This is a genomic window from Streptomyces sp. Alt3, from assembly GCF_030719215.1.
Classification (GTDB): domain Bacteria; phylum Actinomycetota; class Actinomycetes; order Streptomycetales; family Streptomycetaceae; genus Streptomyces; species Streptomyces glycanivorans.
Window position 1 is genome coordinate 4,636,914 of the sequence record NZ_CP120983.1, and the last position, 26,382, is coordinate 4,663,295.

27 protein-coding genes and 1 pseudogene are annotated in these 26,382 nt (G+C 71.0%); 16 read left to right on the top strand and 12 right to left on the bottom strand.

Annotated features, from left to right (window positions below; all coding sequences use genetic code 11):
- Nucleotides 1–2: 2 nt before the first annotated feature.
- Nucleotides 3–152 (bottom strand): hypothetical protein, encoded by a 150-nt coding sequence (locus tag P8A20_RS20480; RefSeq protein ID WP_187282202.1) that lies wholly within the window; start codon nucleotides 150–152, stop codon nucleotides 3–5.
- Nucleotides 153–273: 121 nt separating this feature from the next.
- On the opposite strand from P8A20_RS20480, the gene P8A20_RS20485 reads away from it, so the two are divergent.
- From P8A20_RS20485 to P8A20_RS20505, 5 genes are all read left to right on the top strand, one after another.
- Entirely contained in the window at nucleotides 274–729 is a 456-nt protein-coding gene (locus P8A20_RS20485) for an Lrp/AsnC family transcriptional regulator (protein ID WP_147958957.1), read from the top strand.
- Between the two features lie 90 nt (nucleotides 730–819).
- On the top strand, nucleotides 820–1,983 hold the full coding sequence (gene mqnE, locus P8A20_RS20490; protein WP_147958958.1) for an aminofutalosine synthase MqnE: 1,164 nt from the start codon (nucleotides 820–822) through the stop codon (nucleotides 1,981–1,983).
- A gap of 135 nt (nucleotides 1,984–2,118) precedes the next feature.
- Complete coding sequence (locus tag P8A20_RS20495) at nucleotides 2,119–2,646, top strand: GNAT family N-acetyltransferase (protein WP_147958959.1); 528 nt, start codon at nucleotides 2,119–2,121, stop codon at nucleotides 2,644–2,646.
- 161 nt (nucleotides 2,647–2,807) lie between these two features.
- Entirely contained in the window at nucleotides 2,808–3,104 is a 297-nt protein-coding gene (locus P8A20_RS20500) for a DUF4229 domain-containing protein (RefSeq protein WP_147958960.1), read from the top strand.
- Between the two features lie 393 nt (nucleotides 3,105–3,497).
- Complete coding sequence (locus P8A20_RS20505; RefSeq protein ID WP_147958961.1) at nucleotides 3,498–4,859, top strand: dicarboxylate/amino acid:cation symporter; 1,362 nt, start codon at nucleotides 3,498–3,500, stop codon at nucleotides 4,857–4,859.
- A 142-nt stretch (nucleotides 4,860–5,001) separates the two neighbouring features.
- Here P8A20_RS20505 and P8A20_RS20510 read toward each other — a convergent pair.
- Nucleotides 5,002–5,088 (bottom strand): annotated as a pseudogene (locus P8A20_RS20510) (HD domain-containing protein); the annotation flags it as partial.
- Between the two features lie 201 nt (nucleotides 5,089–5,289).
- Here P8A20_RS20510 and P8A20_RS20515 point away from each other — a divergent pair.
- From P8A20_RS20515 to P8A20_RS20540, 6 genes are all read left to right on the top strand, one after another.
- On the top strand, nucleotides 5,290–5,532 hold the full coding sequence (locus tag P8A20_RS20515) for a hypothetical protein (protein WP_306103996.1): 243 nt from the start codon (nucleotides 5,290–5,292) through the stop codon (nucleotides 5,530–5,532).
- A complete protein-coding gene (locus P8A20_RS20520) occupies nucleotides 5,504–6,031 on the top strand; it encodes a DUF6879 family protein (RefSeq protein ID WP_147958963.1) in 528 nt (175 codons plus the stop codon). The genes P8A20_RS20515 and P8A20_RS20520 overlap by 29 nt, the downstream gene beginning before the upstream one ends.
- Nucleotides 6,031–6,876, top strand: a complete 846-nt coding sequence (locus tag P8A20_RS20525) for a helix-turn-helix domain-containing protein (protein ID WP_306103997.1) — start codon at nucleotides 6,031–6,033, stop codon at nucleotides 6,874–6,876. Before P8A20_RS20520 ends, P8A20_RS20525 begins: the two co-directional genes overlap by 1 nt.
- A gap of 88 nt (nucleotides 6,877–6,964) precedes the next feature.
- Nucleotides 6,965–7,126 carry a hypothetical protein gene (locus P8A20_RS20530; protein ID WP_187282120.1) on the top strand — a complete coding sequence of 54 codons (162 nt, stop codon included), beginning with the start codon at nucleotides 6,965–6,967 and terminating at the stop codon, nucleotides 7,124–7,126.
- A gap of 215 nt (nucleotides 7,127–7,341) precedes the next feature.
- Entirely contained in the window at nucleotides 7,342–7,467 is a 126-nt protein-coding gene (locus P8A20_RS20535; protein WP_306103998.1) for a hypothetical protein, read from the top strand.
- Nucleotides 7,464–8,567: a methyltransferase domain-containing protein gene (locus P8A20_RS20540; RefSeq protein ID WP_306103999.1), complete on the top strand. Its 1,104-nt coding sequence runs from the start codon at nucleotides 7,464–7,466 to the stop codon at nucleotides 8,565–8,567. The genes P8A20_RS20535 and P8A20_RS20540 overlap by 4 nt, the downstream gene beginning before the upstream one ends.
- A 39-nt stretch (nucleotides 8,568–8,606) precedes the next feature.
- On the opposite strand, the gene P8A20_RS20545 is transcribed toward P8A20_RS20540, so the two are convergent.
- Entirely contained in the window at nucleotides 8,607–9,794 is a 1,188-nt protein-coding gene (locus P8A20_RS20545) for an alpha/beta hydrolase family protein (protein WP_147960385.1), read from the bottom strand.
- Nucleotides 9,795–10,040: 246 nt separating this feature from the next.
- Between P8A20_RS20545 and P8A20_RS20550 the strand changes: the two genes are divergently transcribed.
- Nucleotides 10,041–10,661: a TetR/AcrR family transcriptional regulator gene (locus P8A20_RS20550; RefSeq protein WP_147960538.1), complete on the top strand. Its 621-nt coding sequence runs from the start codon at nucleotides 10,041–10,043 to the stop codon at nucleotides 10,659–10,661.
- A gap of 4 nt (nucleotides 10,662–10,665) precedes the next feature.
- On the opposite strand, the gene P8A20_RS20555 is transcribed toward P8A20_RS20550, so the two are convergent.
- Together P8A20_RS20555 and P8A20_RS20560 are read right to left on the bottom strand one after the other, a co-directional pair.
- Entirely contained in the window at nucleotides 10,666–11,505 is an 840-nt protein-coding gene (locus P8A20_RS20555) for a MaoC family dehydratase (protein WP_306104000.1), read from the bottom strand.
- A gap of 3 nt (nucleotides 11,506–11,508) precedes the next feature.
- Nucleotides 11,509–12,831 (bottom strand): 3-oxoacyl-ACP reductase, encoded by a 1,323-nt coding sequence (locus tag P8A20_RS20560; protein ID WP_147960528.1) that lies wholly within the window; start codon nucleotides 12,829–12,831, stop codon nucleotides 11,509–11,511.
- A 74-nt stretch (nucleotides 12,832–12,905) separates the two neighbouring features.
- Between P8A20_RS20560 and P8A20_RS20565 the strand changes: the two genes are divergently transcribed.
- The 4 genes from P8A20_RS20565 (at nucleotide 12,906) to P8A20_RS20580 (ending at nucleotide 18,900) form a co-directional block, all read left to right on the top strand.
- Complete coding sequence (locus P8A20_RS20565) at nucleotides 12,906–14,183, top strand: acetyl-CoA C-acetyltransferase (protein WP_147960529.1); 1,278 nt, start codon at nucleotides 12,906–12,908, stop codon at nucleotides 14,181–14,183.
- A gap of 114 nt (nucleotides 14,184–14,297) precedes the next feature.
- Complete coding sequence (locus tag P8A20_RS20570) at nucleotides 14,298–16,211, top strand: AMP-dependent synthetase/ligase (RefSeq protein ID WP_147960530.1); 1,914 nt, start codon at nucleotides 14,298–14,300, stop codon at nucleotides 16,209–16,211.
- A 222-nt stretch (nucleotides 16,212–16,433) separates the two neighbouring features.
- Nucleotides 16,434–17,279 carry an LLM class F420-dependent oxidoreductase gene (locus P8A20_RS20575; protein ID WP_147960531.1) on the top strand — a complete coding sequence of 282 codons (846 nt, stop codon included), beginning with the start codon at nucleotides 16,434–16,436 and terminating at the stop codon, nucleotides 17,277–17,279.
- 136 nt (nucleotides 17,280–17,415) lie between these two features.
- Nucleotides 17,416–18,900, top strand: a complete 1,485-nt coding sequence (locus P8A20_RS20580) for a peptidoglycan D,D-transpeptidase FtsI family protein (protein ID WP_147960532.1) — start codon at nucleotides 17,416–17,418, stop codon at nucleotides 18,898–18,900.
- A 58-nt stretch (nucleotides 18,901–18,958) separates the two neighbouring features.
- Here P8A20_RS20580 and P8A20_RS20585 read toward each other — a convergent pair whose 3' ends face one another.
- The 7 genes from P8A20_RS20585 to P8A20_RS20615 all read right to left on the bottom strand — a co-directional run bounded on the left by P8A20_RS20585 (nucleotide 18,959) and on the right by P8A20_RS20615 (nucleotide 26,371).
- Nucleotides 18,959–20,113 (bottom strand): hypothetical protein, encoded by a 1,155-nt coding sequence (locus P8A20_RS20585; RefSeq protein WP_306104001.1) that lies wholly within the window; start codon nucleotides 20,111–20,113, stop codon nucleotides 18,959–18,961.
- 197 nt (nucleotides 20,114–20,310) lie between these two features.
- Nucleotides 20,311–21,180 (bottom strand): phosphogluconate dehydrogenase C-terminal domain-containing protein, encoded by an 870-nt coding sequence (locus P8A20_RS20590; RefSeq protein WP_147960534.1) that lies wholly within the window; start codon nucleotides 21,178–21,180, stop codon nucleotides 20,311–20,313.
- Nucleotides 21,180–21,977 (bottom strand): sugar phosphate isomerase/epimerase family protein, encoded by a 798-nt coding sequence (locus tag P8A20_RS20595; protein WP_306104002.1) that lies wholly within the window; start codon nucleotides 21,975–21,977, stop codon nucleotides 21,180–21,182. Before P8A20_RS20595 ends, P8A20_RS20590 begins: the two co-directional genes overlap by 1 nt.
- Entirely contained in the window at nucleotides 21,962–22,780 is an 819-nt protein-coding gene (locus P8A20_RS20600; RefSeq protein ID WP_306104003.1) for a triose-phosphate isomerase family protein, read from the bottom strand. Before P8A20_RS20600 ends, P8A20_RS20595 begins: the two co-directional genes overlap by 16 nt.
- Entirely contained in the window at nucleotides 22,780–23,274 is a 495-nt protein-coding gene (locus P8A20_RS20605) for a ribose-5-phosphate isomerase (RefSeq protein WP_147960537.1), read from the bottom strand. The genes P8A20_RS20600 and P8A20_RS20605 overlap by 1 nt, the downstream gene beginning before the upstream one ends.
- Complete coding sequence (locus P8A20_RS20610; RefSeq protein ID WP_306104004.1) at nucleotides 23,274–25,010, bottom strand: dihydroxyacetone kinase family protein; 1,737 nt, start codon at nucleotides 25,008–25,010, stop codon at nucleotides 23,274–23,276. The genes P8A20_RS20605 and P8A20_RS20610 overlap by 1 nt, the downstream gene beginning before the upstream one ends.
- Nucleotides 25,010–26,371, bottom strand: a complete 1,362-nt coding sequence (locus P8A20_RS20615) for an MFS transporter (RefSeq protein WP_147963912.1) — start codon at nucleotides 26,369–26,371, stop codon at nucleotides 25,010–25,012. The genes P8A20_RS20610 and P8A20_RS20615 overlap by 1 nt, the downstream gene beginning before the upstream one ends.
- Between the last annotated feature and the right edge of the window lie 11 nt (nucleotides 26,372–26,382).

Genomic DNA, 26,382 nt, shown 5'->3' on the forward strand with positions numbered 1-26,382 from the left:
GGTCAGCGCTTCTTCCTGTTCGCGCCCGGGGCGCGGGTGCGGTCGACGCGCTGGGCGGCGGCGGGCTGGTGGGCACGCGAGCGGTTGGCCAGGTCCTGCAGCTCGCGCATTCGGGCGTAGGCCATCTCGATCGAGTACACGGTGAAGTTCACTCCTGAAGATTCGAAAGCGTTTTATGGATGCTGGAGAAGATTTACAGGGCTTGACCCTGTTGCGCCTTAGATTCTACACGTAAACTCGCGGTACTGCTGAACAATGGAAGGTCTCAGTCATATGGACGCGGTGGACAGGCAGCTCATCCAGGCCCTCAGGGAGAACGGCAGGGCCTCGTATGCCGAGCTGGGACGGCTCGTAGGGCTCTCCGGGCCCAGCGTCACCGACCGCATCAACCGGCTGGAAACCGCCGGGGTCATCACCGGCTACCGCGCGACCGTGGACTCCGCCTCGCTGGGGCTGGGCGTCACCGCGCTGATCGGCATCTCGCTCTCCGACGCCGCCGACCACGAGGACGTGGCGCACCGGCTGAAGGACCTCGCGGAGATCGAGGACTGCTGGTTCATCGCGGGCGACGACTCGTTCATGCTCAAGGTCCGGGTCGGTGACGTGGACGGCCTGGAGAGGACGATCCGCCGGCTCAGCGGCACCAAGGGGGTCTCCCGGACCCGCACCACGGTCGTCCTCTCCACCAAGTGGGAGAACAGGGTCGGAGAGCTCCCCGAAGAGGTGTGACGCCGAGTGGGTGGGGGTCGCCCCGTCCGGAAGGCGGGGGAGTACCGTGGGCTGCCGGAACGGCTGGACAGAGGATATGGAGGCGCCCTGGTGGACGCGGGACTCAAGCGCGAGCTGGAGCAGAAGGTCCGGGCCGGCGAGCGGCTGACCCGCGAGGACGGGATCGCGCTCTACGAGTCCGACGACCTGGCATGGCTCGGCGGGCTGGCCCACGAGGTGCGTACGAGGAAGAACGGCGACGTCGTCCACTTCAACGTCAACCGGCACCTCAACATGACCAACGTGTGCACCGCGTCCTGCGCGTACTGCTCGTTCCAGCGAAAGCCGGGCGAGAAGGACGCGTACACGATGCGCATCGAGGAGGCCGTCCGGCTCGCGAAGGCGATGCAGGGCGAGAACCTCACCGAGCTGCATATCGTCAACGGGCTGCACCCGACCCTGCCGTGGCGCTACTACCCGCGCTCGCTCAGCGCCCTCAAGGAAGCCCTGCCGGAGGTCGCGCTCAAGGCTTTCACGGCGACGGAGATCCACCACTTCGAGACGATCTCGGGGCTCTCGGCCTCCGAGATCCTCGACGAGCTGATCGAGGCCGGTCTGGAGTCGCTGACCGGCGGCGGCGCGGAGATCTTCGACTGGGAGGTCCGCCAGCACATCGTCGACCACAACACCCACTGGGAGGACTGGTCGCGCATCCACCGTCTCGCGCACGAGAAGGGTCTCAAGACCCCGGCGACGATGCTGTACGGGCACATCGAGGAGCCCCGTCACCGCGTCGACCACGTGCTGCGACTGCGGGAGATGCAGGACGAGACCGGCGGTTTCCAGGTCTTCATCCCGCTGCGCTACCAGCACGACTTCGTCGACATGAAGGACGGCAAGGTCCGCAACACCCTCCAGGCGCGGACGTCCATGGCGACCGGCGCCGAGGCGCTCAAGACCTTCGCGGTCTCGCGGCTGCTCTTCGACAACGTCCCGCACGTCAAGGTCTTCTGGGTGATGCACGGCGTGCAGACCGCGCAGCTCGCGCTCCAGCACGGCGCCGACGACATGGACGGTTCGGTCGTCGAGTACAAGATCACGCATGACGCCGACGACTACGGCACCCCGAACAAGCTCGGCCGCGAGGACCTGCTGGACCTCATCCGGGACGCGGGCTTCCGGCCCGTGGAGCGCAACACCCGCTACGAGATCCTGCGCGAGTACCCCGGCCCGGACGCCGACCGGCGCGAGACGCCGCAGCCGATGCGCGTCTGAGACCCGGCGCCCGCTCCTCGCGGGCGCCCGGTGTCCCGCTGTACGGAAGTCCCGGCCCGCCGTCCCTGGGCCGGGGCTTTCTCGCGTGACGGACGCGGTTTGAAGGACGCGGCACGTAATAGTTAATGTGCGGGCATGGCGCTTACGTTCGAAGTGGATCCCGCGTTCGACCGGCCCCTGCGGGACGGCATCACCGCGCTATGGGCCGACGTCACCAACGCCGGCGGAGCCGTCGGCTTCGTGGCCCCCGTCACCGCCGACGACGTCCGGCCGGAGCTGGTCAAGCACCTCGCGGCGATGGCCGAGGGCCGCACCCACCTGGTGGTCGGACGGGACGAGGACGGCGAGGTGGCGGCCACCGCCTTCCTCACCCACAACACCCACCGGCTCATGCGGCACTGGATCGGCGTCTACACGGTGATGGTCCACCCCCGCCACCAGGGCAGGGGCTACGGGCGTGAACTGATGGCGGCCGTGGCCGACGCGGCCCGGGGGCTCGACGGCATCGGCGCCGTCCGCCTCACCTGCCGGGGCGGCACCGGCGCCGACCGGTTCTACGCCTCCTGCGGGTACAAGGAGGTGGGCCGGGTCCCGGACGCCATCCGGGTCGCCGAGGACGACTACCGCGACGACATCATCATGCTGCTCCCGCTCTCCCGGTAGCGGCGGCCCGGAAGACCTGCGAACTCCTCCTCCGACGGTCGCCGCGGAACCCTGCGAACTGATCGAATTCGGGGCATGCTTCACTGGTCGGGCAGGAATCCCGCACTGAACGACCGCACTGAGCGACCGCAGGAACGTCGGACGTAGAGAGAAGGCCAGCCGTGCCCGCTGCCAAGCCGAGCGCAACGATCCGGTACACCGCCATGCGGCTGCTGATTTTCGTCGGCTGCTTCTTCATCGCCGGTGTCGCCGTGCACTTCGGTGTGCTGCCCTCGGGCGTCGGCGGCTCCAACGTCGTCTGGGTCATCCTTCTCGGCCTCGTCCTCTCCGCGCCGCTCAGCTTCATCCTGCTCCGCAAGCAGCGCGACGAGATGTCCGAGCAGATCATCTCCTCGGTGGACCGGACCAAGGCCAAGCTCGAGGCGAACCGCACCCGTGAGGACAGCCTCACGCAGTAGGCGACGCGTAAGCTTCCTCACACCGCACCCCGTACGAACGAAGCCCCGGACCGGAGCAGCAGCTCCCGTACCGGGGCTTCGGCGTGCCCGGAGTCACCGCGGTCAAAGTTGATCAAGAAGTGGACCTTTGAGGTTCTCAAAGTTGCAGTGTTAACGTATTCGACATGATTACCGCAGTGCGCACCCATCACGCCCTGGGCGTCCCGCTCGTGGTGCGCCTGCATGTCGATCTCTGCCGCTGTATGTCCGCGGTCTGTTGCCGCAACGTCTGAACCGGCATCATGCAGCGGCGCCGCCCCTTGACGCGGGCGCCGCACCCCCGTCCCCCTGTTGGACCGCACGGCCGTACATCTGTCCCCGTACGTTCCGATGCGTCACATCTGGAGTGTGTCCGTGTCCGCGAATTCCGCGTCCCCCGCCGAGACCGAGGCCGAGGCCGGTAAGCCGTCCGGCTCCGGTTTCCGTCTGCCGAGCATCCCCTTCTGGATACAGATCGTCGCCGGTCTGGTCCTCGGTGTCCTGCTCGGCTGGATCACCCGCAGCTACGAGATCAGCTGGCTCTACACCACGCTCGACCAGGTCGGCCACATCTTCGTCCAGCTGCTGAAGCTGGCCGTCGCGCCCCTCGTCTTCTTCGCGATCCTGGTGTCGATCACCAACCTGCGCAAGGTCAACAACGCCGCGAGGCTCGCCACCCGCACGCTGCTCTGGTTCATGATCACCTCGCTGATCGCCGTGGCCATCGGCCTCGCGATCGGCCTGGTCACCAACCCGGGCTCCGGTACCGGCCTCACCCCGAAGGACGGCGCCAAGCCCGAGAACGCGGGCTCCTGGCTCGACTTCCTCACCGGCATCATCCCCACGGACGTCATCACGCCCTTCACCGAGCTGAACGTCCTGCAGATCGTCTTCATGGCCGCCGTCGCCGGTATCGCCGCGCTCCAGCTCGGCGAGAAGGCCAAGCCGATCCTCACCCTCAGCGAGTCGATCCTGGAGCTCCTCCAGAAGGCCCTGTGGTGGGTCATCCGCCTCGCTCCGATCGGCACCGTCGGCCTCATCGGCTACGCGATCGCCGACTACGGCTGGGACCTGATCGGCAAGTACGCGACGTTCACCGCCGACGTCTACATCGGCTGCGCCCTGGTGCTGTTCGGCGTCTACCCGCTGCTGCTCGCGACGGTCGCCAAGGTCAGCCCGCTCCAGTTCTTCAAGGGTGCCTGGCCCGCGATCCAGCTGGCCTTCGTCTCCCGCTCCTCCGTCGGCACGATGCCCGTCACCCAGAAGGTCACCGAGCGCCTCGGCGTCCCGAAGGAGTACGCCTCCTTCGCCGTCCCGTTCGGCGCCACGACCAAGATGGACGGCTGCGCCGCGATCTACCCGGCGCTGGCCGCGATCTTCATCGCGCAGATCTTCGACGTCCAGCTGGGCATCGGTGACTACATCCTGATCGCGTTCGTCTCGGTCATCGGCTCGGCGGCCACCGCCGGCCTCACCGGCGCCACGGTCATGCTGACCCTCACCCTGTCGACCCTCGGCCTCCCGCTGGAGGGCGTGGGCCTGCTCCTCGCCATCGACCCGATCCTGGACATGATCCGCACCGCCACCAACGTGGCCGGCCAGGCACTCGTCCCGGTGATCGTCGCGGCCCGCGAGAAGATCCTCGACCACGACGCGTACAACTCGGCTTCGTCCTCCCCGGTCGACGAGCCCGAGGCACACGACGCGGAGCCGAAGGGTGTTCCCGTCGCCGCCTAGCGACACCCGCGCCCCGCACGAAGAACCGCCCCGACCCCGGCTCCGGCCGGGGGCGGGGCGGTTTCGTGCGTCCGGGGTCAGGCGCCGCTCTCGCCGAGGGCGGCGCGAAGCAGTCGAGCGTGCCCTGCCTGAGAGGTTCGTCCGCCATCCACCAGCCGGTTCGGCGGGTGTGCTTGAGCGTGCCGACCTCGTACAAGAAGCGCCCCACTGCGGACAGGTCGTCAGCCACGCCCGTCTCCTCTCACGCCTCGGCGAGGCGGATCGCGTACCGGATGCCTTCCAGTTCTCGACGCGCGCGCCGACAACTCCCGTCCATCCAAACCCTTTCGGGGGCCTTCGTGCGTTCCGGCCCCCAGCGTGCCTCCGTAGCTGCACCATGGGCCTGTACAGCCGTAGAAACCCGCGCAATTCCAGCTCGGTGGAGACGGCCATGACCTTGCATTTCATTGCGAAGGACCCCGAGACGAACGGTGATCACTGCCCGAGCGTCTGGTACGACGACGTGGCACAGGAGTTCGTGATTCAGGGCTGGAAAGCGGGTCCCGAGCTCGAGGCGAAGTGTCTGGAGACAGGCCCGATCCCGGGCAGTGAGGCAGTGGTCCGCCTTCCGGTCCGGATGACCGAGGTCCTGAAGGAGGCGCTCGGTGTCGCGGCCGCTGCCCCCGTTCGCTGAGCTCCTGGCGCAGTGCTCGACGTCGGCCGTGCACCTGGAAACCCGTGACGTCTACGCGGTCGACGAGGAGGACCAGGACCTGAAGGCATGGCGCGCAGGCGGGTTGGCGAGCGTCGAGGACCGGTCGGCGTGGTGGGGTCCGTTCCACGACTCGGTCGCTGACGCCGTGGACCGTGGGGTCACCGTCCAGCGGGCCCGGGCCGTGAGCCTCCCGGCGACGGAGTACATCCGGTTCGAGCACGCGTGCACGCCACGCAACGTCGAGGCGGGCGAGGACGTGCGGTGGCTCTCCCGTGACCTGGCGCTCGGGCTGCTCCTGCCGGCCCACGACTTCTGGCTCTTCGACGGCCGGCTGATCCGATGGCATCACTTCGCAGGTGACGGAACGCACCTCCGCGACGAGCTCGATGACCGCCTGGGCTTCGCAGAGCAGGCCGCGGCGGCATTCGCCGCGGTGTGGGACCGAGCCGTGCCGCATGCGGAGTTCATGCTCGACTGATGGCCATGTCCTCGTCAGCCCGCGCCCAGGAGGCGCGCGACCGGATAGCGATCCGGCTGCGCGGCCTTCGCTCCGACGCGGGCCTGTCGGGGCAGCAGCTGGCGGAGCTCACCGGCTGGCAGGGCTCGAAGGTCAGCCGTCTGCAGAGTGGCAGGTCGCAGCCGTCGGACGAGGACATCCGTGCGTGGTGCAGGGCGTGCGGTGCGGAGGGCGAGGCTGCGGACCTCATCGCATCCGCGCGTCAGGCGCACCAGATGTACACGGAGTGGCGGCGGGTCCAGCGGGCAGGCCTTCGTGGCGTGCAGCAGGCCCGTACCCCGTTGTACGAACGGACCAAGGTCATGCGGGTGTACAGCTCCAGCGTGATCCCGGGCATGCTCCAGACGCGTGCATACGCGACCGCGCTGCTCTCGGAGATCGCAAGATTCAGCCGCACGCCGGACGACTCGGCGGCTGCGGCCGAGGCTCGGGTGGAGCGGTCCCGAATCATCCGGCGCGCGGGCAGGCGCTTCCCGATCCTGATGGAGGAGTCCGTTCTCCGGCGGCAGGTCGGGAGCACGGAGACGATGACCGAGCAGCTGGGGTATGTGCTCCAGGCGGCGGCTCTGCCGTCAGTGACCCTCGGTATCGTGCCGTCGCGAGCGGCGGCGATGTGGCCTCTGGAAACCTTCACGATCTTCGACACGGAGCAGGTGGGGGTGGAGCTCTTGACGGCCGCCGTCACCATCACGACGCCCTCCGAGGTTGCGGAGTACCTGACTGCGCACGAGGAGTTGGGCGCGCACGCGGCCACCGGACCGGCGGCCTTGCGGCTGATTGCTCGTGCCGTCTCCGAGCTCGCGTAGAAACACGTAGAAACCCTCCCCCACCCCCGCCGGCCCGATCGTACGGTTTCTGTATTCCTCACCGAATGCGACGGGGGGCTTACCCGTGATGACCATCAAGGTGTACGAGGTGAACCGCGACGGCGGGGTCCGGGTGGTGCGCGAGGAGGCCGAAGTCGTGCCTCTGGCGCAGCCCATGGCCTCGTCCGTCCTGCCGGACTGCGCGTGTCCGCGCTGCTTGCGCACGGCACGCACGGCGCGGCAGCCGTGAAGTCGGTGCCACCCGAGGCCGGGCTCGCATCGCCGTGCCGGATCGGTGAGCACCGTGAATGTCCCGGGCCGGGCGAACTACGGCTTCCCGGTGCACCGATGTGGGAGCGCCCGATCGAAGTACATCGCTGCGCATGTCCCTGCCACACCCCATGAACCCGGCCGGGCGGGCCTTCCGCAACCGGCCGGCCTCACCCCCAGCGAAGGAGAAGCACGATGACCACCACACAGCAGGCCGACGATGGCAAGCACGGCGGCGCACCTTCCGACAAGCCCTGGACGCCGCCGCCCACCCCGCCGTCCCCGGACGGCAGCGGTCCCACGTACGGCCCGCGCCCATGAGCACGGCCCGCGCAATCCGCACGTACGCGGACCTGGTCCAGGATCTCGCCGATCGCGGGTTGCTCGATGCCCGCTGGCGGCGGGTCTTCGACGCCGTGCCGCGCAGCCGGTTCGTCCCGGCGGAAGTCTGGCGGCAGCTCCCCGACGGGTGTGAGCCGGTCGTCGGTACGGACCGCTGGATGGCCCTGGTCAACAGCGACGAGCCGGTCGTGACCCAGCTCGACGACGGGGCCGGGGACGGACCGGGTGTCGCGACCTCGTCGAACAGCCAGCCGTCGATGGTGGCCCGGATGCTCGGGCTGCTCCAGGTCGAGGACGGGCACCGTGTGCTGGAGATCGGTACCGGCACCGGGTACGTGGCCGCGCTGCTCTCCGAGCGGCTCGGCGACGAACGTGTCCACAGCGTCGAGCTGGACCCGGTCGTCGCGCGGCAGGCAGCGGCATTCCTGGTGGAGGCCGGGTACCGGCCGCATCTGCGTGTCGGGGACGGCGAGCAGCCGTGGCCCGGCACGGGGCCGGTGGACCGGCTGATCGCGACCTGCGCCCTGCGGTACGTCCCACATGCCCTCGTCCGGCAGGTCAGGGCGGGTGGGATCGTCGTCGCCCCGCTCGCGCGGGACTTCTGGTCCGGTGCCCTGGTCCGGCTCGACGTCCAGGAGGACGGCACCGCGCACGGGCCCTTCTGCGGTGGTGCGTCGTACATGCCCATGCGGGCCCATCGTGAGAGCCCGCATCAGGTCGACGGAGCGGGGGGCCGGGCTCGCGCCGCGGGTGTGGACCCGGCCCGGCTCCTCACGCTCGGATTCGCGCTGTACGCCGGGGCCCGGCTGCCCGGCGTACGCCTCACCCACCAGCAGACCGCCGACGGCGCCCAGGTGTGGGTGACCCGCGCGGACGGGGCCGCTGCCACGGCCGAGACCGGAGGGGACGTCCGGCAGTACGGCCCCGGGCTCCTCTGGGAGGACGTCGAGCAGACCTGGCTGGAGTACGAGGCCCTCGGCCGGCCCGGCCACGACCGGTTCGGTCTGACCGTGACCGACCGGGGGCAGCGCGTCTGGCTCCGTGATCCGCACTCGGTGATCGAGCCCGTCCGGACCTGAGGCCGGACGGCCTGAGGTCCGGACGGGCCCCGGTGCGTGTCAGGGGTTGTTGAAGACCACCTCGGGGTTGCCCGGCGTGGGCCCGTCCAGGAGGGACCGGTGCAGGCCCTTCAGGTGCTGGTCGAGGAAGGCGGCGACGTAGGTCCGGGTGATCCGTACCTGCCGGTCGGTGGTGAGCGTGACCGAGGGGTCGAGCGTCACACCCATCCGGTCCTCCAGGACGGGTATGTCCGTGAAGCTGGAGTGGCCGGAGCCCTCGACGCCGAGCCAGCGCTTCCAGCCGTCCAGCCGCTGCCAGCCCTGGTTCCAGGAGGTGTCCGGGCTGCCAGGGGAATGGAACGTGGTGCCCATCATCATGAAGGGACGCCCGCCGAGGCCTGTCGCGGGGATGTCCTCGAAGAAGGTGCCGTCCATGTTGATCCCCGCGTCGAAGCGGGAGTCGGCGAGCATCGCCGACGCCGCCGCGCTCCCGCCGATGGAGTGGCCGGCCACGGCGACCCGACGCCGGTCGATCACGCGGGAGTTCTTCCAGGCGGGACGATCGCCGGTCAGCCGGTCGAGTACGAAGGAGAGGTCGGTGGCCCTTCCGGTGGAGACGAGCCTGCCCAGTTCCTTCCGGGCCTCCTCCGTCGGTGCGGACTTCATCTTCTCGCAGGCCACGCAGGTCAGCAGCCGGCCGTCGGGCAGCTCGGTCCCTGCGGACTCGTAGGCGTGGTCGACGCTGGCGACCACGTAGCCGCGGCTCGCCAGGTCTTCGGCGAGCGAGGTCACCGTCGCCCGGGGGTTGCCGAATCCGGGAGAGAGCAGCACCAGGGGGAAGTGCCCGTGGAACGTCCGGGCGCCGAGGCGCGCGTGGGTACCGAGCGAGCTGAGCGCCGCCGGTGGCACGGTGTCTCCCAGCCCGGCGGCGGCCAACACCAGCCGGGCTTCCCCAGCGCTCATGTAGGGAGCGGCCGGGCCCCGCCGCCCGGTGCCGGCGGGGTAGTAGAGGGACACCATCAGCTCCCGGCCCCCCGCCTCCGGGACCCAAGGGTCGGCCCGGTCGTGGTCGGTGAGGTGCAGGACCTCGGTGCCGACGGCGTACGGGCCGGTCGGGCGGGGCAGTTCGAGCGTTTCCGCCGAGGTGGAGGCCCGCGGTGCCGGTAAGGCGTGTGCGGTGGCGGCGGGCGCGGCGAGCAGGAGCAGGGCTGACAGGGCGGTGACAGCGGTCCGTCTGCGGAGTCTCATCGTCATGCCAGGGACACTAGGGAACGGAACAGGGCGAGGGCATCGGCCTGAGGTGTGACCTCCGTGGGGGACCTGGGGCGTACGGGGTGCGCCGGGAGGGTCCTGTGGGACGACTCCCGGCCAGGGCGGCCCGGCGGTTCTCCTTACGTACGGCGGGCCACAGGGCCGCGCCGTACTCTTACCCGGGGGAGCAGCGCAGTGGGGGCGGGAGGGACGTCTGACGTGAGTGCAGTGAAGAGCAAACGGATGCCGCGCGCGGTGCGTGAGCAGCAGATGATGGACGCGGCCGTGCGGACGTTCGCGCAGCGCGGGTACCGGGCCGCTTCGATGGACGAGATCGCGGAACTGGCCGGTGTGTCCAAGCCCTTGGTCTATCTGTACCTGAACTCCAAGGAGGAGCTCTTCACCGCGTGCATCCGCCGCGAGTCGAAAGCGCTGGTGGAAGCCGTGCAGGCGGGGGTGGAGCCGGGGATTCCCGCTGACCGGCAACTGTGGTCGGGGCTGCGGGCGTTCTTCACGCACACGGCGGAGAACCCGGACGGCTGGGCGGTGCTGCACCAGCAGGCGAGCTCGCACGGGGAGCCGTTCGTCAGCGAGGTGGGGGTGCTGCGCAAGGAGATCGTTGCGTTCGTGACGGGTCTGATCGGTGCGGCGGCGCGTGAGGCGCACCGTGATCCCGCGCTGCCCGACCGGGATGTGACGGGGCTCGCGCAGGCGCTGGTGGGGGCGGCGGAGGCGCTCGCCGGATGGGCGAACGTCACTCCCGGCGTCTCGGCCAAGGAGGCCGCCACCACCTTGATGAACTTCTCCTGGGCGGGGCTGGAGAACCTCATGCACGGGCGCGGCTGGCAGTCCCGGGGGGAATGAGGGGTCACTCCTCCCGGGTCACGCTGCCGGTGAGGTGGACGCGGCTGCCGCCGCGCACCTGGAAGGCGGTGCCGTCGGCGGCGTAGGTGACGGTGGAGGGCAGCGGGACGGGTGCCCTGAAGTCCGCCCGCACGGAACGGATCCGGCACGGTCCGCCCGTTACGGTCCCGCTCCCGGCCTCCGCCAGGCAGCGGGCGACGGTCCACATGCCGTGCGCGATGTGCCGGGGGAAGCCGAAGAGCCGTGCCGTCACGGGGTGCAGGTGGATGGGGTTCCGGTCGCCCGAGGCGGCGCCGTAGCGCCGGCCCAGGTCCGCGGGGAGCCGCCACTCGGCCACGGCGGGCAGCTCCGGCGGTGAGGCCGGGGGCGCCGACGGTGGTGTCGTCGTTCCCGTCGCGTGCCGCGACAGATAGCCGCTGCGGGACTCCCAGACGAGGCGGCCCGCGAGGCGTGCCTCGGTCACCATCGTGACCTCGGTGCCGCGGCGGTGGGGCGTCAGCCCGTCGGCGTACACGGTGATTTCGAGTGCGTCCGTGGGGTGCAGCGCCCGGTGGGCGGTGATCTCGATCCAGGTGTGGACCAGTCCCAGCACCGGCAGCGGGAAGTCGCGGGCCGTCATCAGCCGCATGGCGGCCGGGAAGCCCAGCACGTGCGGGTAGGTGATCGGCAGCGGTCCCGACTCGGCGAAACCGCACACCCTGCTGTACGCGGCGAGGGGGCCGGGAGCGATGCGTCCGGGCGGGAGCACCTCGCGGCCGGCGGGCAGCGCGGCGTCGGGCCGCCCCGCCCGCTTGAACGGGGAGGTGACGGCCCCGCGGACGAGGGAGAGGCTCAGGCCGGTCATGGGTCAGGCCCCCAGCAGGCTCTGGCCGCAGACCCGCACGATCTGGCCGTTGACGGCGCCGGACGCGGGCTGGGCGAACCACGCGGTGGTCTCGGCGACGTCGACCGGGAGCCCGCCCTGCGACAGGGAGTTCATCCGGCGTCCGGCCTCCCGGATGAAGAGGGGCACGGCGGCCGTCATCTTCGTCTCGATGAAGCCGGGCGCGACGGCGTTGACGGTGACGCCGTGTTCGGCGGCGGCGCGCGGGGCCAGCGAGCGGACCAGGCCGATGATGCCGGCCTTGCTGGCCGCGTAGTTGGTCTGGCCGTTGTTGCCCGCGATCCCGGCGATGGAGGCGGTGGCGACGATCCGGCCGCCCCGGTTGACCGTGCCCGCCTTCAGGAGCGCGTCCGTCGTGCGCAGGACGCTGTCCAGGTTGACGTCGATGACCGAGGCCCAGCGGTCCGCCGGCATGTTGGCGAGCCGGCGGTCGCGTGTGATGCCGGCGTTGTGGACGAGGACGTCCAGGCCGTCGGGTGCCGCCGCGGCGATCAGGTCGGCGGCGTCGGGTGCGGTGATGTCCAGCGGCAGGGCGGTGGCGCCCAGACGGTCGGCGGTGCGTACGAGTTCCTCCTGGGCCTGCGGGACGTCCAGGCAGATGACCCGGGCGCCGTCCCGGGCGAGTACGGAGGCGACGGACGCCCCGATGCCGCGTGCCGCGCCGGTGACCAGGGCGGTGCGTCCGTACAGGGGCGCCGCCCAGTCGGTGACCTCGCCGGGGGCGTCGGCGGTGAGCTGGACGACCTGGCCGCTGACGTACGCGGAGCGGGGGGACAGCAGGAAGCGCAGCGTGGATTCGGCCGAGGCGGCGTCCGCACCGGGGGCGAGCCGCACCAACTGCGCGGTGGCGCCCCGGCCGAGCTCCTTGCCGAGCGAGCGTACGAACCCTTCCAGTGCCTGCTGGGCCGCGGCCTGGTGGTGGTCGTCGGGCGAGGGCGCGGTGCCGAGGACGACGACCCGGCCTCCACCGGCGAGCGACCGTACGACGGGGTGGAGAGCGGCGTGCACGTCGGCGAGGCCGGCGGCCGTGGTGACGCCGGTGGCGTCCAGGACGACGGCGACGGGGCGTTCGGCCCGGGTGGTGACCTTCAGGCCGGTCGCGGCGAGCACCGGGCCGAGCGTGTCCGCGTGGGTGGAGTCACCTGCCGTGAGGTGCAGCAACGGCCCTTCGAGGGCAGGGGTCTCCAGGGTCCAGCGGCGGAGCGGCGCGGGCTGGGGCAGGCCGAGCCTGCGACTCAGGAAACGGCCGGGTGCGGTGCCGGTGAAGTGCAGATAGCGGTCGGCCATTGTCTGGACTCCTGCTCGGTCGTAGATTTACTCCAGAGTAAGGTTACTCAAGGGTCAGGAGTTGTCGAGATGAGTTGGTCGATTTGATCCCCCTCGCACTTCCGCAGCCGCGCAGGGTCGCGGTCATCGGCGGCAGTCGTATTCCGTTCGCCCGCTCCGACGGCCCGTACGCGCGGGCGTCCAACCAGGACATGCTGACCGCCGCGCTGGACGGTCTCGTCGAGCGCTTCGGCCTGCGGGGGCAGCAGGTCGGCGAGTTCGTGGCCGGCGCCGTCCTCAAGCACAGCCGGGACTTCAACCTGGCCCGTGAGACCGTCCTCGGCTCCGCCCTCGACCCGCGTACCCCCGCCTACGACATCCAGCAGGCGTGCGGCACCGGGCTCCAGGCCGTCGTCGCCGCCGCCAACAAGATCGCACTCGGCGCGGTCGACTCGGCGATCGCGGGCGGCGCGGACACCACGAGCGACGCGCCGCTCGGCGTCAACGACCGGCTGCGCAGGATCCTGCTGGAGGCCCGCCGGGCCCGGTCGACGGGCGCCCGGATCAAGGCGCTGGCCGCGGTCCGCCCCAGCCACCTCGTCCCGGACATCCCGCGCAACGCCGAGCCCCGTACCGGCCTTTCGATGGGCGAGCACGCGGCGGTCACGGCCCGGAAGTGGGGAGTGGCCCGCGAGGACCAGGACCTGCTGGCGGCGACCAGTCACCAGCGGCTCGCCGCGGCGTACGAACGCGGTTTCCTGGACGACCTCGTCGTACCCCACCTCGGTCTGGAACGCGACCAGAACCTGCGCCCCGGTTCCACGGTGGAGAAACTCGCCACGCTGAAGCCGGTGTTCGGCGCGGATCACCCCGACGCGACGATGACCGCGGGCAATTCGACACCGCTCACCGACGGTGCCGCCACCGTGCTCCTGGCGAGCGAGGAGTGGGCCGAGGCGCGCGGCCTGGAGCCGCTTGCCTATCTGTCGTTGTACGAGACGGCCGCGGTTGACTACGTCGCCGGTGAGGAAGGGCTGCTGATGGCGCCGGCCCACGCGGTGCCGCGCATGCTGGAGCGTGCCGGGCTGACCGTGGAGGACTTCGACCTCTTCGAGATCCATGAGGCCTTCGCCTCCCAGGTCCTCGCGACCCTCGCCGCCTGGGAGGAGCAGGGCCTCGCGCCCGTCGACAGGGACAAGCTGAACGTGGCCGGGTCGTCCCTCGCCACCGGGCACCCCTTCGCCGCGACGGGCGCACGGATCGTGGCGACCCTGGCCAAGCTCCTCGCGGAGCGGGACGCCCCGGGCAGGGGCCTGATCTCGGTCTGTGCCGCGGGCGGCCAGGGGGTCACCGCCATCCTGGAACGCCCCTGACCCCTGAGACCCGCAGTCGCATCCGTACGTGAACGAACCCGCGCACCCAGCAGCCGCCCCGGCGCCGGGCCCAGGGACGGGCCCGGCGCCGGACCCCATGTCGAGGAGCCGCTCGTGTCCACGCCCGCCGCCGTATCCGCCGCGCCCGCCGTTCCCGTCCTGGTCGAGCCGACCAAGGTCAGGGGGGCCGACGGGGCCGTACGTGAAGTGTCCGTGCCGCCGCTCGCACCCGTCGTGCGGAGCGGCTCACTCGCCGAGATCCCCTTCGACAACGCCCGGGAGGCCCCGTCCGAGGCGGTCCTCAGCCGTAAGCAGTCCGACGGCACCTGGCAGGACGTGACCGCCGCCGAGTTCGCCGCGGAGGTCCAGGCCGTCGCCAAGGGACTGATAGCGGAGGGGCTGCGGAGCGGTGACCGGATCGCGATCATGGCCCGTACGACCTACGAGTGGACGCTGCTCGATTTCGCCTCCTGGGCGGCCGGGCTGGTCACCGTGCCCGTCTACCCCACGTCCTCGGCCTTCCAGACGCGCTGGATCCTCCAGGACTCCGGGGCCGTCGCCTGCGCCGTGGAGACGAAGGAGCAGGGTCGGCTGGTCAGCCAGGAGCGACAGCAACTCGGGGACCTCGCGCACCTCTGGCAGTTCGACACCGGTGCCCTGGGCCGGCTGAAGACGCTCGGCAAGGACATACCGGACGCGCTCGTCGCCGCCCGCCGTGCAGCTCTCGAACCCGGCAGCCCCGCCACCCTCATCTACACCTCGGGCACCACGGGCCGGCCCAAGGGCTGCGCCCTGACCCACGGCAACTTCTTCGCCGAGGTCGACAACGCCATCGAGCTGCTCCACCCGGTCTTCAAGTCGGTGTCGAAGTACCCGGCGTCCACGCTGCTCTTCCTGCCCCTCTCCCACGTCTTCGGCCGGATGGTGGCGATCGGCTGCATGCGCGCCCGGGTCCGGCTGGGGCACGCGCCGTCGATCCGGACCGAGGACCTGCTGGAGGACCTGGCCGGCTTCAAGCCGTCGTTCCTGCTGGCCATCCCGTACGTGCTGGAGAAGGTCTACAACACCGGCCGGGCCACCGCCGAGAAGATGGGCCGCGCCTCGTCCTTCGACCGCGCGGCCCGTATCGCGCAGCGCTACGGCGAGGCCGTCGAGGCCGCCGAACACGGCACGGGGCCCGGTCCCGGCCTCGGTCTCCGCGCCGCCCGCGCCCTCTACGACCCGCTGGTCTACCGGCGCATCCGTGCCGCGCTGGGCGGCCAGGTCCGGTACGCGATCTGCGGCGGCTCCCCGCTGGGGCACCGCCTGGCCGCCTTCTACGCGGGGGCGGGCATCCAGATCTTCGAGGGCTACGGCCTGACCGAGACCACGGCCGCCGCCACGGTCACCCCACCTCTCAAGCCGCGTCTGGGCACGGTGGGCTGGCCGCTGCCGGGCACCGCCGTACGGATCGCCGACGACGGGGAGGTCCTGCTCAGCGGTGGCCAGGTCTTCCAGGGCTACTGGGACACGGAGCGCGGCCAGGCCGTCCCCGGCGTCGAGGGCGACTGGTTCCCGACGGGTGACCTGGGGGCCCTGGACGAGGACGGCTATCTCACGATCACGGGCCGCAAGAAGGACATCATCATCACCTCGGGCGGCAAGAACGTCACGCCCGCCCCGCTGGAGGACTGGCTGCGTGCCCACCCGCTGGTCAGCCAGTGCATGGTGGTCGGGGACAACCGGTCGTTCATCGGCGCCCTGATCACCCTGGAGCCGGACGGCCTCGCCCACTGGCGCCGGATGCGCAAGAAGGAGGACGTCCCCCTGCGTGAGCTCGTCCACGACGAGGAGCTGCGCGGCGCGCTCCAGCGCGCGGTCGACGAGGCCAACCGGCTGGTCTCGCGCGCCGAGTCCATCCGCAAGTTCACGGTCCTGCCGAAGGACTTCACCGAGGAGAGCGGACACCTCACCCCGTCGCTGAAGCTGAAGCGGGACGCGATCACACGGGACTTCGACGCGGAGATCGAGGAGCTGTACCGCAAGTAGCCCGGACCGGCGGTCGCCCCGCCGCTGCCGGGGAAGTGGAGGCGAAGGGGCGCTCCGGTGGCCGGACGGGGCGCCGCTCGCCTCGGTTCAGCGTCCAGCGGCGAGTTGGCGAGTTGGGGAGTTGTGGCCGTGATCCGGGCGCCCGGCTCCGCGTGACGGCCCCGGCCGCGCGCTCCACCGCATACCGTGGACCCGTCACGGACGACGACCGAGGAGCCCCCCATGCGGATCGCCACAACGATCTTCCTCACCGACGGGACGATCACGCCGGTGCGGCTCGCGCGCGAGCTGGAGCAGCGCGGATTCGCCGGGCTGTACCTGCCCGAGCACACCCACATCCCCGTCAGCCGGGACACCCCGTACCCGGCGGGCGGTGAACTGCCGCCCGAATACGGCCGCACGCTCGACCCCTTCGTCGCCCTCGGGCAGGCCGCCGCCGTCACCGAGCGGCTGGCCCTCGGTACCGGCATCACGCTGATCGCCCAGCACGACCCCATCGATCTGGCGAAGCAGGCCGCCACGCTCGACCACCTCTCCGGTGGCCGGCTGACGCTCGGCATCGGCTACGGCTGGAACGTGGAGGAGGCCGCCGACCACGGTGTGGAGTGGTCGACCCGGCGTGCGCTCGGCAGTGACCGGCTGGCCCTGATGCGTGCTCTGTGGGCGGAGGAACCGACTGCTTACGACGGTGCGTTCGGATCGGTCCGGGCGAGCCACGCCTATCCGAAGCCGGTGCAGAAGCCGCGCGGTCCGGTGAGCGGCCCGCGCACCCTGATCGGCGGGGCGGCGGGCCCGAAGCTGTTCGAACGGATCGCGCGGGAGGCGGACGGCTGGCTGCCGATCGGCGGGCGCGGGCTGTCGGAGTCCGTGCCGAAGCTGCGCACGGCGTGGGAGGAGGCGGGGCGCGACCCGGAGCATCTCCAGGTGGTGCCGTACGCCGTCCGGCCCGCGCAGGGGAAGCTGGAGTACTACGCGGAGCTGGGTGTCGAGGAGGTCGTCCTGCAGCTTCCCCCGGCCGAGGAGGCGGAGGTCCTGCGCGCTCTGGACGCCTACGCGGCGTATCTGTGAGCAAACCGTGGCCGATTAGGCCCTACCGTGATCCGTCGGCGCAACCGCCGACGCTAAAATCGCATCTATCACCTCCGGACATCGATGGTGCGGCCCGTGTGCGTGTGTGCTCGGCTGCCTGGGGAGCGGGAGCACGATGAACAGGCCGTTGCGGCACATAGCCATCTTCTGTGGGCTGCTGATGCTGGCTCTACTGATACGCACCAACTGGCTCCAGTACGCCAAGAGCGAGGAGCTGGCGACCCACGAGCACAACCGCCGGGTCAAGATCACGCAGTTCGCCACCCCGCGCGGCGACATCATCGTGGGCGGCAAGGCGGTCACCGGGTCGAAGCTGGTCGAGGGGACCGACTTCAAGTACCAGCGCACCTTCAAGCAGGGCCCGATGTACGCCCCCGTCACCGGCTACGCCTCCCAGGCCCAGGGCATGTCCCTCCTGGAGAAGACGTACGACAGCATCCTCAGCGGCCAGGACGAGCGCTTCGCCTTCCGGCACGCGAAGGACATCCTCACGGGTGAGGAGCGGCGCGGCGGCGGCGTGGTCACCACCATCGTCCCGAAGGCGCAGGAGGTGGCCTACAAGGACCTGACCGAACTCGACGCCAGGGGCGCGGTCGTCGCCCTCGAACCGTCGACCGGCAAGGTCCTCGCCCTGGTCTCGACCCCCTCGTACGACCCCTCGGTCTTCGCGGGCAACTCCTTCAAGGAGGGCGACAAGTTCCAGGCCCTCATCGACGAGAAGAGCAAGCCGCTGGCCAACCGCCCGCTGCGCGAGACCTTCCCGCCGGGCTCCACCTTCAAGATCCTGACGGCGGCCGCGGCCCTGGAGCACGGTGTGATCGACGACGTCGACGCGCCGACCGAAGCGGTCTCCCCCTACCCGCTTCCGTTGTCGACGAAGACGATCAGCAGTGAGGCCGGCGACGCGGCGTGCAACAAGGCGTCGTTGAAGGTGGCCATGCAGTTCTCCTGCAACAACGTCTTCCTGGACGCGGCCCTGAAGGTGGGCGACCAGGGGATGCGTGAGACGGCCGAGAAGTTCGGCTTCAACGAGGACGTCTACTCCGACGCCTTCGGTGACATGCTCGCCACGAAGAGCCTCTACCCGGACAAGCTCGACAAGCCCGGTACCGCCCTCACGGGCATGGGCCAGGGAAGCCTCACGAGCACCCCGATGCAGATGGCGATGGTCACCGCGGCCCTCGCCAACAACGGCAAGCTGATGCAGCCGTACATCGTGGACAAGCTGGTCGGCCCGGACCTCACCACCCTTGAGGAGCACGAGCCGCAGCTCAAGAGCGACGCCGTCTCGGAGGAGACCGCGAAGAAGATCCAGGAGATGATGGAGTTCACCGCCAAGGAGGGCAGCGCGAAGCGCGCCCTGATCGACGGTGTGACGGTGGGCGGCAAGACGGGTACGGCCCAGCGCGGTAACGACGTGACGAAGGAAGTCCCGTACGGCTGGTTCGTCTCGTACGGCAAGAAGGCCGACGGTCAGTCGGTGGCGGTCGCGGTGTTCATCGACCCGACCGCGATGGACATCTCCCGCTCGGACATCTCCGGCGGTGGCCTCGGCGGTCCGATCGCCAGGAACGTGATGAAGGCGGTTCTCGGGAAGTAGAAGACCCGGAACCGCCTCCCGACCGCCCGCCCGGCGCATCACCGGGCGGGCGGTCGCGTCATACGGCGGCGGGGCTTTCCGGCGCCACCGCGGGCGGTGCGGGGGCGTCCGGTGCGCGGCCACCCGCCCACCGCAGGGCCAGGGCCGCGAGCACGCCCGCCAGGGAGCCGACGAAGAGGGCGGCGGGCACTCCGGTACCGAGGGCCGACATCACGTGCACCGGTCCGTAGAGCATGGCCAGGCCCGTCGAGTCCACCGCCATCCGCAGCAGCTGGCCCGCCAGCAGCCCCATGACGGTCGCGCAGACCGACCCGGCCGCCATCGCCGGCACCGTGGCACGGGTCAGCAGTCCGGGGAGCCACCGCAGCGCGCACCACACCACGGCGAGCAGCAGCCCGTCGGCGGCGCGGTACAGCAGCCAGTCACCGATCGACGTACCCGCGGGCCCGGCCCAGCCGCCGAGCAGCAGCCACTGGCGCAGGAAGTCGCCGGGTTCGGAGAGCAGGGCCCCGGACAGGGAGACGGTCTGGATGCGCGCGGCGACCGGCTGGTACGAGAGGACGACCAGGGACACCGCCACGACCAGGGTCCCCACGGTGGCCGCCACCCGGGCGGCGCGCGCCGGGACGACGGCCCGGGGCAGCTCCCCGGCGCCCTTGGCGGTGATCCGGGCGATCAGCACGGTGACCACCGCGGCGACCAGGGCGAGGAGCACCAGGATCTGCCGTCCGGCGGTCATCATGCCGGCCAGCTGGGGCAGGAAGCGGTAACTTCCGCGCCCCTGCGAGGCGATCATCCACGGCGCGGACACCGTGACCGCCAGGGTCCCGGCCACCATGCCCCAGGCCCACAGCGCCAGCAGCGTGGCCGGCAGCCTCCGGTGCACCGGAGGCAGCCTGCGGACGAGGAGCAGCGCCCCCGGCACGAAGAAGGCGAAGACCGCGGCGAACCGGATCTGCATCGCGGTCCCGTACAGGGCGAGGTAGCCGGCGCCGGTCCCGCCCTGTGCCAGGGTGCCCAGCCGGACCGATTCCGGCGGATCGTACGACCAGGGGTTCAGCCAGTACTCCAGGTCGGCGACCGCCTTGGGGCCGAGCACCTGTGCCGTGCCCTGGAGATGCAGCGCGTTCACGCTCGCTCCCGCCCACCACAGCAGAGCCGTGAGGAGCAGCGCCCCCGCCACAGCCGGTACCGCCGCGCGTCCGTATGTCATGAACTGCCCCCGCATCGCTCGCAGACCCCGTGAATTCCCCGGGACCGGTGGGAGGTTACGGGGCGGTGGTCACGCGTGGATCACGGGCGTACGCAGTCCCGGGGGTCACGCGCACGAAAGGCCGGGCCCTCCACCCCTGATGGAGGGCCCGGCCCGTTTTGCGGGAGCCGAGCGGTGGACCGGTGGTCAGGACCGGGTCAGCGCTTGATCTCCTTGATCTTGAGCATCCGGGTGATGACCTTGTCGAGCTCGTCGTCCTGGAAGACGTTCTTCCAGTCGTCGCGGACGATCGACTCGCGCCCGTAGTCCATCGCGATCAGGCACGCGTCGGAGAACGGGTTCGAGCCCTTGAGGGTGTTGGCCAGCGCGACCTGCGTGTGGCCGAGGAGCATGGCGCGGGCCGCCTTCTCCGGGACGCCCACGGTGTGGACGGTCTCGTGGAGGGCCTCGGTCAGCAGGGCGCCGACCATGCAGGCGATCGTCTCGACGAGGGTCGGCTCCAGGACCGCGAGCTGCTTGACGGTCACCCAGTGCACCTCGACGACCGGGGCGTACATGGTGGAGATGACGGCCTCGGCGAGCTCCTGGGCGGCCGGGTCGGCGGACTCGGCGGCGGGCTCGAAGGAGGCGACGACCTCCTGCGGGGCGGCGATGCCGCCGAAGGTGTCCGCCCACTCCTCCTTCGTCGTGCGCTCCAGGAACACCGACGGGTGGCAGGGGTGCGCCACGGCGTTGTGCACGTCCGCGCGGCGGGTCAGCAGACCCGCGTACGCGGCGGCCGGGTCCAGGGTCAGCAGGATCGCGCCGGGCTTCATGACCGGGACGAGCTGCTCGGAGACCGTGCCGAGGACGACGTCCGGGACGGCGAGGATCACGACGTCGGCCTGTGCGGCGGCGTCGGCGCTGTCCGTCAGCTCGCGGCCCAGCTCACGGATGAGCTCCTGGCCCTTGGGGGAGTTCTCGGCGAAGAGGGTGGTGAAGTCGCTCTTGACCAGGTTGTTGGAGACGCGCTGGCCCATCTTGCCTGCGGCCCCGATGACGGCGACGGTCCTGGATCCGGTGGCCATTACTTGCTCCTCAGAAGGGTGTTGATGCTGTGCCGGGTCCACTGGTCCTCCAGGCGGGCGGTTTCCTCGAACTCGCCCTGCCAGGGGAGCCAGTGCTCCACGATCTGGTTGATGCCCCGCTCGTCCGGCCGGACCGTTGCGGTCATGTGGCCGTAGTCGAGAAGGCCCTCGCCGAGAAGGCAGCCGGCGAAGGTGAAGCCGACCCAGCCGTCGCGGCGGGAGAACGAGAAGTCCTTGACGTGGATGTTCACCACGTAGGGGGCGGTGGCCTCGACGACGTCCACCGGGCGTTCCAGCCGGGCGACGCTGTTGCCCGGGTCGAGGACGACGCCCAGGTGCGGGCTGTCCACGCCGCGCACGACGGCCAGCAGGTCGTCGGTGGAGACCTGTTCGTAGGTCTCCAGGCCGAGCGTGACACCTGCCGCCGCGTAGGCGGGGACCGCCTCGCCCAGGAGGGCGGTGGCCTCCGCGACGGTCGGCCGGTGGTCCGCGGTGTTCAGCATCGAGCGCACCAGGGTGACCCCCAGGCGCCGCGCGATGCGGAGATAGGCGGCGAGGTGCTCGGTGCGTACACCCCTGGTGCCCAGCTCCAGCGTGATGCCGTGCCCGGCAGCCGTGGCGCGCAGGGCGTCGAGCTGTTCGTCGTCGTACGTCTCGATCGGCGGGTAGTCGCAGATCTGGAAGACCTCGCCGCCCATCTCCCGGGTCTGCGCGAGCATCTCGTCGAGGGTGAGCGGGCGGGGGGCCCGGTCGGAGACGCGCCAGAAGAAGGCGTAGGTGCTCAGGCCGTAGGACATGCGAGGGCTCCTTCCAGCGTCTCGTCGAGAATGCGACCCACCGCTGCCGGGTCGTGGGCGAAGCGGCCGAGGAACAGCCCGTCGACGCCGGTGCCCAGTTCGGTGAGCAAGCCGGGGCCCGCGCTTCCGCCGTAGATCACGCGGCTGCCTGCCAGGGCGGGCTGGGTGGCGAGCCAGGCGGTGAGGGCCTCGCAGACCGTGCGGATGTGGTCGGGGGAGGCCGGCCGGGGCGCGCCGATGGCCCACTGCGGTTCGTAGGCGAGGACGACCGGGGCGAGGGGGCCCTCGTGGGACGCCGTGGCCAGGATGCGTTCGGCCTCGGCGACCGTGCGGGCGGCGGCCTCCGCGGGTGCCACCTGGTCGAGTTCGCCGACGCAGAGCACCGGGGTCAGCCCGTTGCGCAGGGCGGCGGCCGTCTTCGCGGCGACGACCGTGTCGCCCTCGCCGAAGAGCCGGCGGCGCTCCGCGTGGCCGACCTCGGCGTAGCGGGCACCGATCTCGTGCAGGTGGGCACCGCTGACCTCGCCGGTGTAGGGACCGGAGTCGTCGGTGGCCAGGTCCTGCGCCCCGGTGCGCACCTCCGTGCCGGCCAGGATCCCGGTGACCGGGACGAGCGCGGGGAAGGCGGGCAGCACGAACAGCTCGGCCGTGCCGCCGGTGACGGCGGGGTGCCGGGCGGCGAGGGAGGCGATGCTGCGGGCCCAGTTGAGGGTCTCGTGGTGGCCGAAGTACATCTTCAGGCTCACCCCGATCGTGACCCGGGGGCGCGCGGTGTTCTGCGCGGTGTTCTGCGCGGCGGGCATCAGGCTGCGGCTTCCTGCTGGTTCTCGTGGTCGTTCTGGTTCTCGTAGTCGTCCATCAGCGCGACCTTGGCGGCGGACGCCGAGGCCTCGTCGAAGCGGTACGTCAGCCACTCGGAGGCCAGCCGGCGGGCGAGCTCCAGACCGACGACGCGCTGGCCGAAGGTGAGGACCTGGGCGTTGTTGGAGAGGACCGCGCGCTCGACGGAGAAGGAGTCGTGGGCGGTGACGGCACGGACGCCCTTGACCTTGTTCGCGGCGATGGCCACCCCGAGGCCCGTGCCGCAGACGAGCAGGGCGCGGTCGGCCTCTCCCCGGGCGACCATCTCGGCGGCTGCGATGGCGACCTTGGGGTAGGCGGTGTGCCCGTCCGCGTCGACACCCACATCGGTGACGGTGGCGACGAGGCCGCTGGCCTCCAGGTCCTTCCTGAGGGCTTCCTTGTAGGTGTGGCCGGCGTCGTCGGAGCCGACGACGATGCGGAGCTTCTCGGACATCAGTGGTTCTCCAGGGTCGGTACGAACACGCCGTGCACGGCGCGGACGATCAGGGCGAGCGAGTGGGCTCCGGCGTCCGGGGTGCCGAGGCTCTTCTCGGCGTGCGGGCGGGCGCGGCCCATCCGGGGGAGCAGGTCGGCGGTGGCCTGCGCGGCGGCGGACGCGGAGTGCGCGGCGGTGTCCCAGGCGGTGGCCAGGGGCTGTCCGGCCCGGGTGGCGGCCGTGAGGGCGTAGGAGAAGGGGACGAGGACGTCGACCATGGTCTTGTCGCCGACCTCCGCCTTGCCCAGCTCCATCACGCCCGCCGACGCCTGCGCGACGCCGGAGGCGACCTCGGCGGCCGTGGGCCGTGCGGTGTCGCCGAGCGCGGTTCCGACGGCCCGGAGGATGACACCCCACAGGGCGCCGGAGGTGCCGCCGGCCCGGTCGGCCCAGGCGTCGGCAGCCCGGTGCAGAAGCGTTTCTGCACCGGCGCCGAGCGTTTCGGCGCGTACGGCCGCCTCGTACGCCCCGGTGGAGCCGCGCTGCATGCCGATGCCGTGGTCGCCGTCACCGGCGACCGCGTCGATCCGGCCGAGCTCGTCGGCGTGGACGTCGACGGTGTCCTTGAGGACACGCAGGGCGGCGAGCGCGGTGCGGGCCGCCTCGCGGGAGTCGTCGGTGGCGGGCGGGACGGTGTCCTCGGCTGTCTCCGCGGAGGGGTCCGGGACGAAGAGGTCCGCAGCTTCGACGGTGCCCTTGCGGTAGGCGGGGGCGTCGGCCGGGGCCGTCCACAGCGGCTCCAGCTCGTCGGTGAGCCAGCACAGGGTCAGCGAGACCCCGGCCATGTCGAAGCTGGTGACCAGCTCGCCGACCTCGGGGTCGACGGCCTCGACGCCGGCCTCGGCGAGGAGCTGGGCGACCCGGCGGTAGACGACGAACAGCTCCTCGTACTTCACCGAGCCGAGGCCGTTGAGTATCACCGCGGCCCGTCGGCCCTGCGGCGACCCGACGCCCTCGGGGAGTTCGCCGAGGACGGTGGAGACCAGGAGTTCTGCGGCCTCGTCGGCGGTCGGCACGGGCCGCTCGCCCATGCCGGGCTCGCCGTGGATGCCGAGGCCGACGGCCATGCGGCCCTCGGGCACCGTGAAGAGCGGGTGGTCGGCGCCCGGCAGCGTGCAGCCGGAGAACGCGACACCGAAGGAGCGGGTACGGGCGTTCGCCAGCTCCGCGATCCGTGTCACCTCGTCCAGCGGGTGCCCGGCCTCGGCCGCGGCGGCGGCCGTCTTGAAGACGACCAGGTCCCCGGCGACCCCGCGGCGCCTGTGGGCCTCGTCGGGCGATGCGCTGGACATGTCGTCCGTGACGCCGAGCGTGCGGGTGGGTATGCCCTCGGCGGTCAGCCGCTCGGCGGCCTGGCCGAAGTGCAGGACGTCACCGGCGTAGTTCCCGTAGGCGAGGAGGACCCCGCCGCCGGTCTCGGCGGCCCGGGCTACCTGGCGCACCTGGTGGGCGGAGGGCGAGGCGAAGACGTTGCCGACGGCCGCGCCGTGCGCGAGGCCCTGGCCGACCAGCCCGGAGAAGGCCGGGTAGTGCCCGGAGCCGCCGCCGACGACCACGGCGACCTGGCCGGGGGCGGTGCGGGTGGCCCGGACCACCCCGCCGGGGACCTGGCGGACCCTGCGGGGGTGGGCGGCGACGAAGCCTTCGAGCGCCTCGTCGGCGAAGGCTGCGGGGTCGTTGGACAGGCGGGTCATCAGCGAACCTCTGCGAGAGGGCGGCCGTGGTGCGCGCCGTGGTCCTTGGACCGCTTGGCGAGCCACAGCATCAGCGCGGCGGACATGAGCATGAAGGCCCCGACGAGGAACAGCGGCAGGTAGTACGCACCGCTGAAGTCCTTCAGCCAGCCGGTCACGTATCCGGCGGCGAAGCCGGCCACGTTGCCCGCGGTGTTGATCAGGGCGATACCGGCGGCGGCTGCCGCGCCGGTCAGGAACTGCGAGGGGACGGACCAGAAGACCGGCAGCGCCGCGAAGATCGCACAGGCGGTGACGGTGATGACGGCGACCGTGGCGGCCGGCGAACCCATGTAGAGGGCGAGGGGGATGGAGATCCCGCCCACGACGGCCGGTCCCGCGATGTGCCAGGTGTGGACACCGTGCCTGGTGGCGTGCCGGGACCAGAAGTAGAGGACGATCGCGGCCGGGAGGTACGGGATGGCCGTGATCAGGGCCTTGTCCATCACGCTGAACGTCGTGCCGAACTGCTCCTGGAAGCCGTTGATGATCGTCGGCAGGAAGAAGGCGAGGGCGTACAGGCCGTAGATGAAGCCGAAGTAGATGAGGGCGAGGATCCAGACGCGGCTGTTGGTGAAGGCCGCCTTCAGGGCCTCCTTGCCGTGGTTGGACTTCTCGTCCGCGCCGGTCTTGCCGGCGTTCTCGGCTGCGAGCTCCGCGGTCAGCCATTCCTTCTCGTCGCGGGTCAGCCACTTCGCGTCGGCCGGCTTGTCGATCAGGTAGAACCAGGCGACGACGCCCAGCAGGATCGCCGGGATGGACACCCCGAGGAACATGACGCGCCAGCCCTCCAGGCCGAAGAGCCCGTGCTGGTTGATGAACCAGCCGGCCAGCGGGGCGCCGATGACGGTGGTCAGGGGCTGTGCCAGGTAGAAGAGGCCGAGCACCTTCGTACGGTGCCGGGAGGGCACCCACTGGCTCAGGAAGAGGATCGCGCCGGGGAAGAAGCCGGCCTCGGCGACACCGAGCAGGAAGCGGAGCGTGTACAGCTGCTCGCTGTTCTGCACCCAGGTGAAGAGGAGGGCGACGACGCCCCAGGACACCATGATCCTGGCCAGCCAGCGCCGGGCGCCGAACTTGTGCAGTGCCATGTTGCTGGGCACTTCGAGAATGATGTAACCGATGAAGAAGACGCCGGAGGCGAAGCCGAACTGCGCCGCGGTGAGCGCGAGGTCCTGCCCCATGCCGTTGGGTTCCGCGAAGGAGACGGCCGTCCGGTCCAGATAGTTCACGAAGAACATCAGGGCCACGAAGGGGACGAGCCGGACCGAGACCTTCTTGATCGCTGATCTCTCGATCGCTGAATGCGCAGTGGCGCCCATGGAGACTCCTC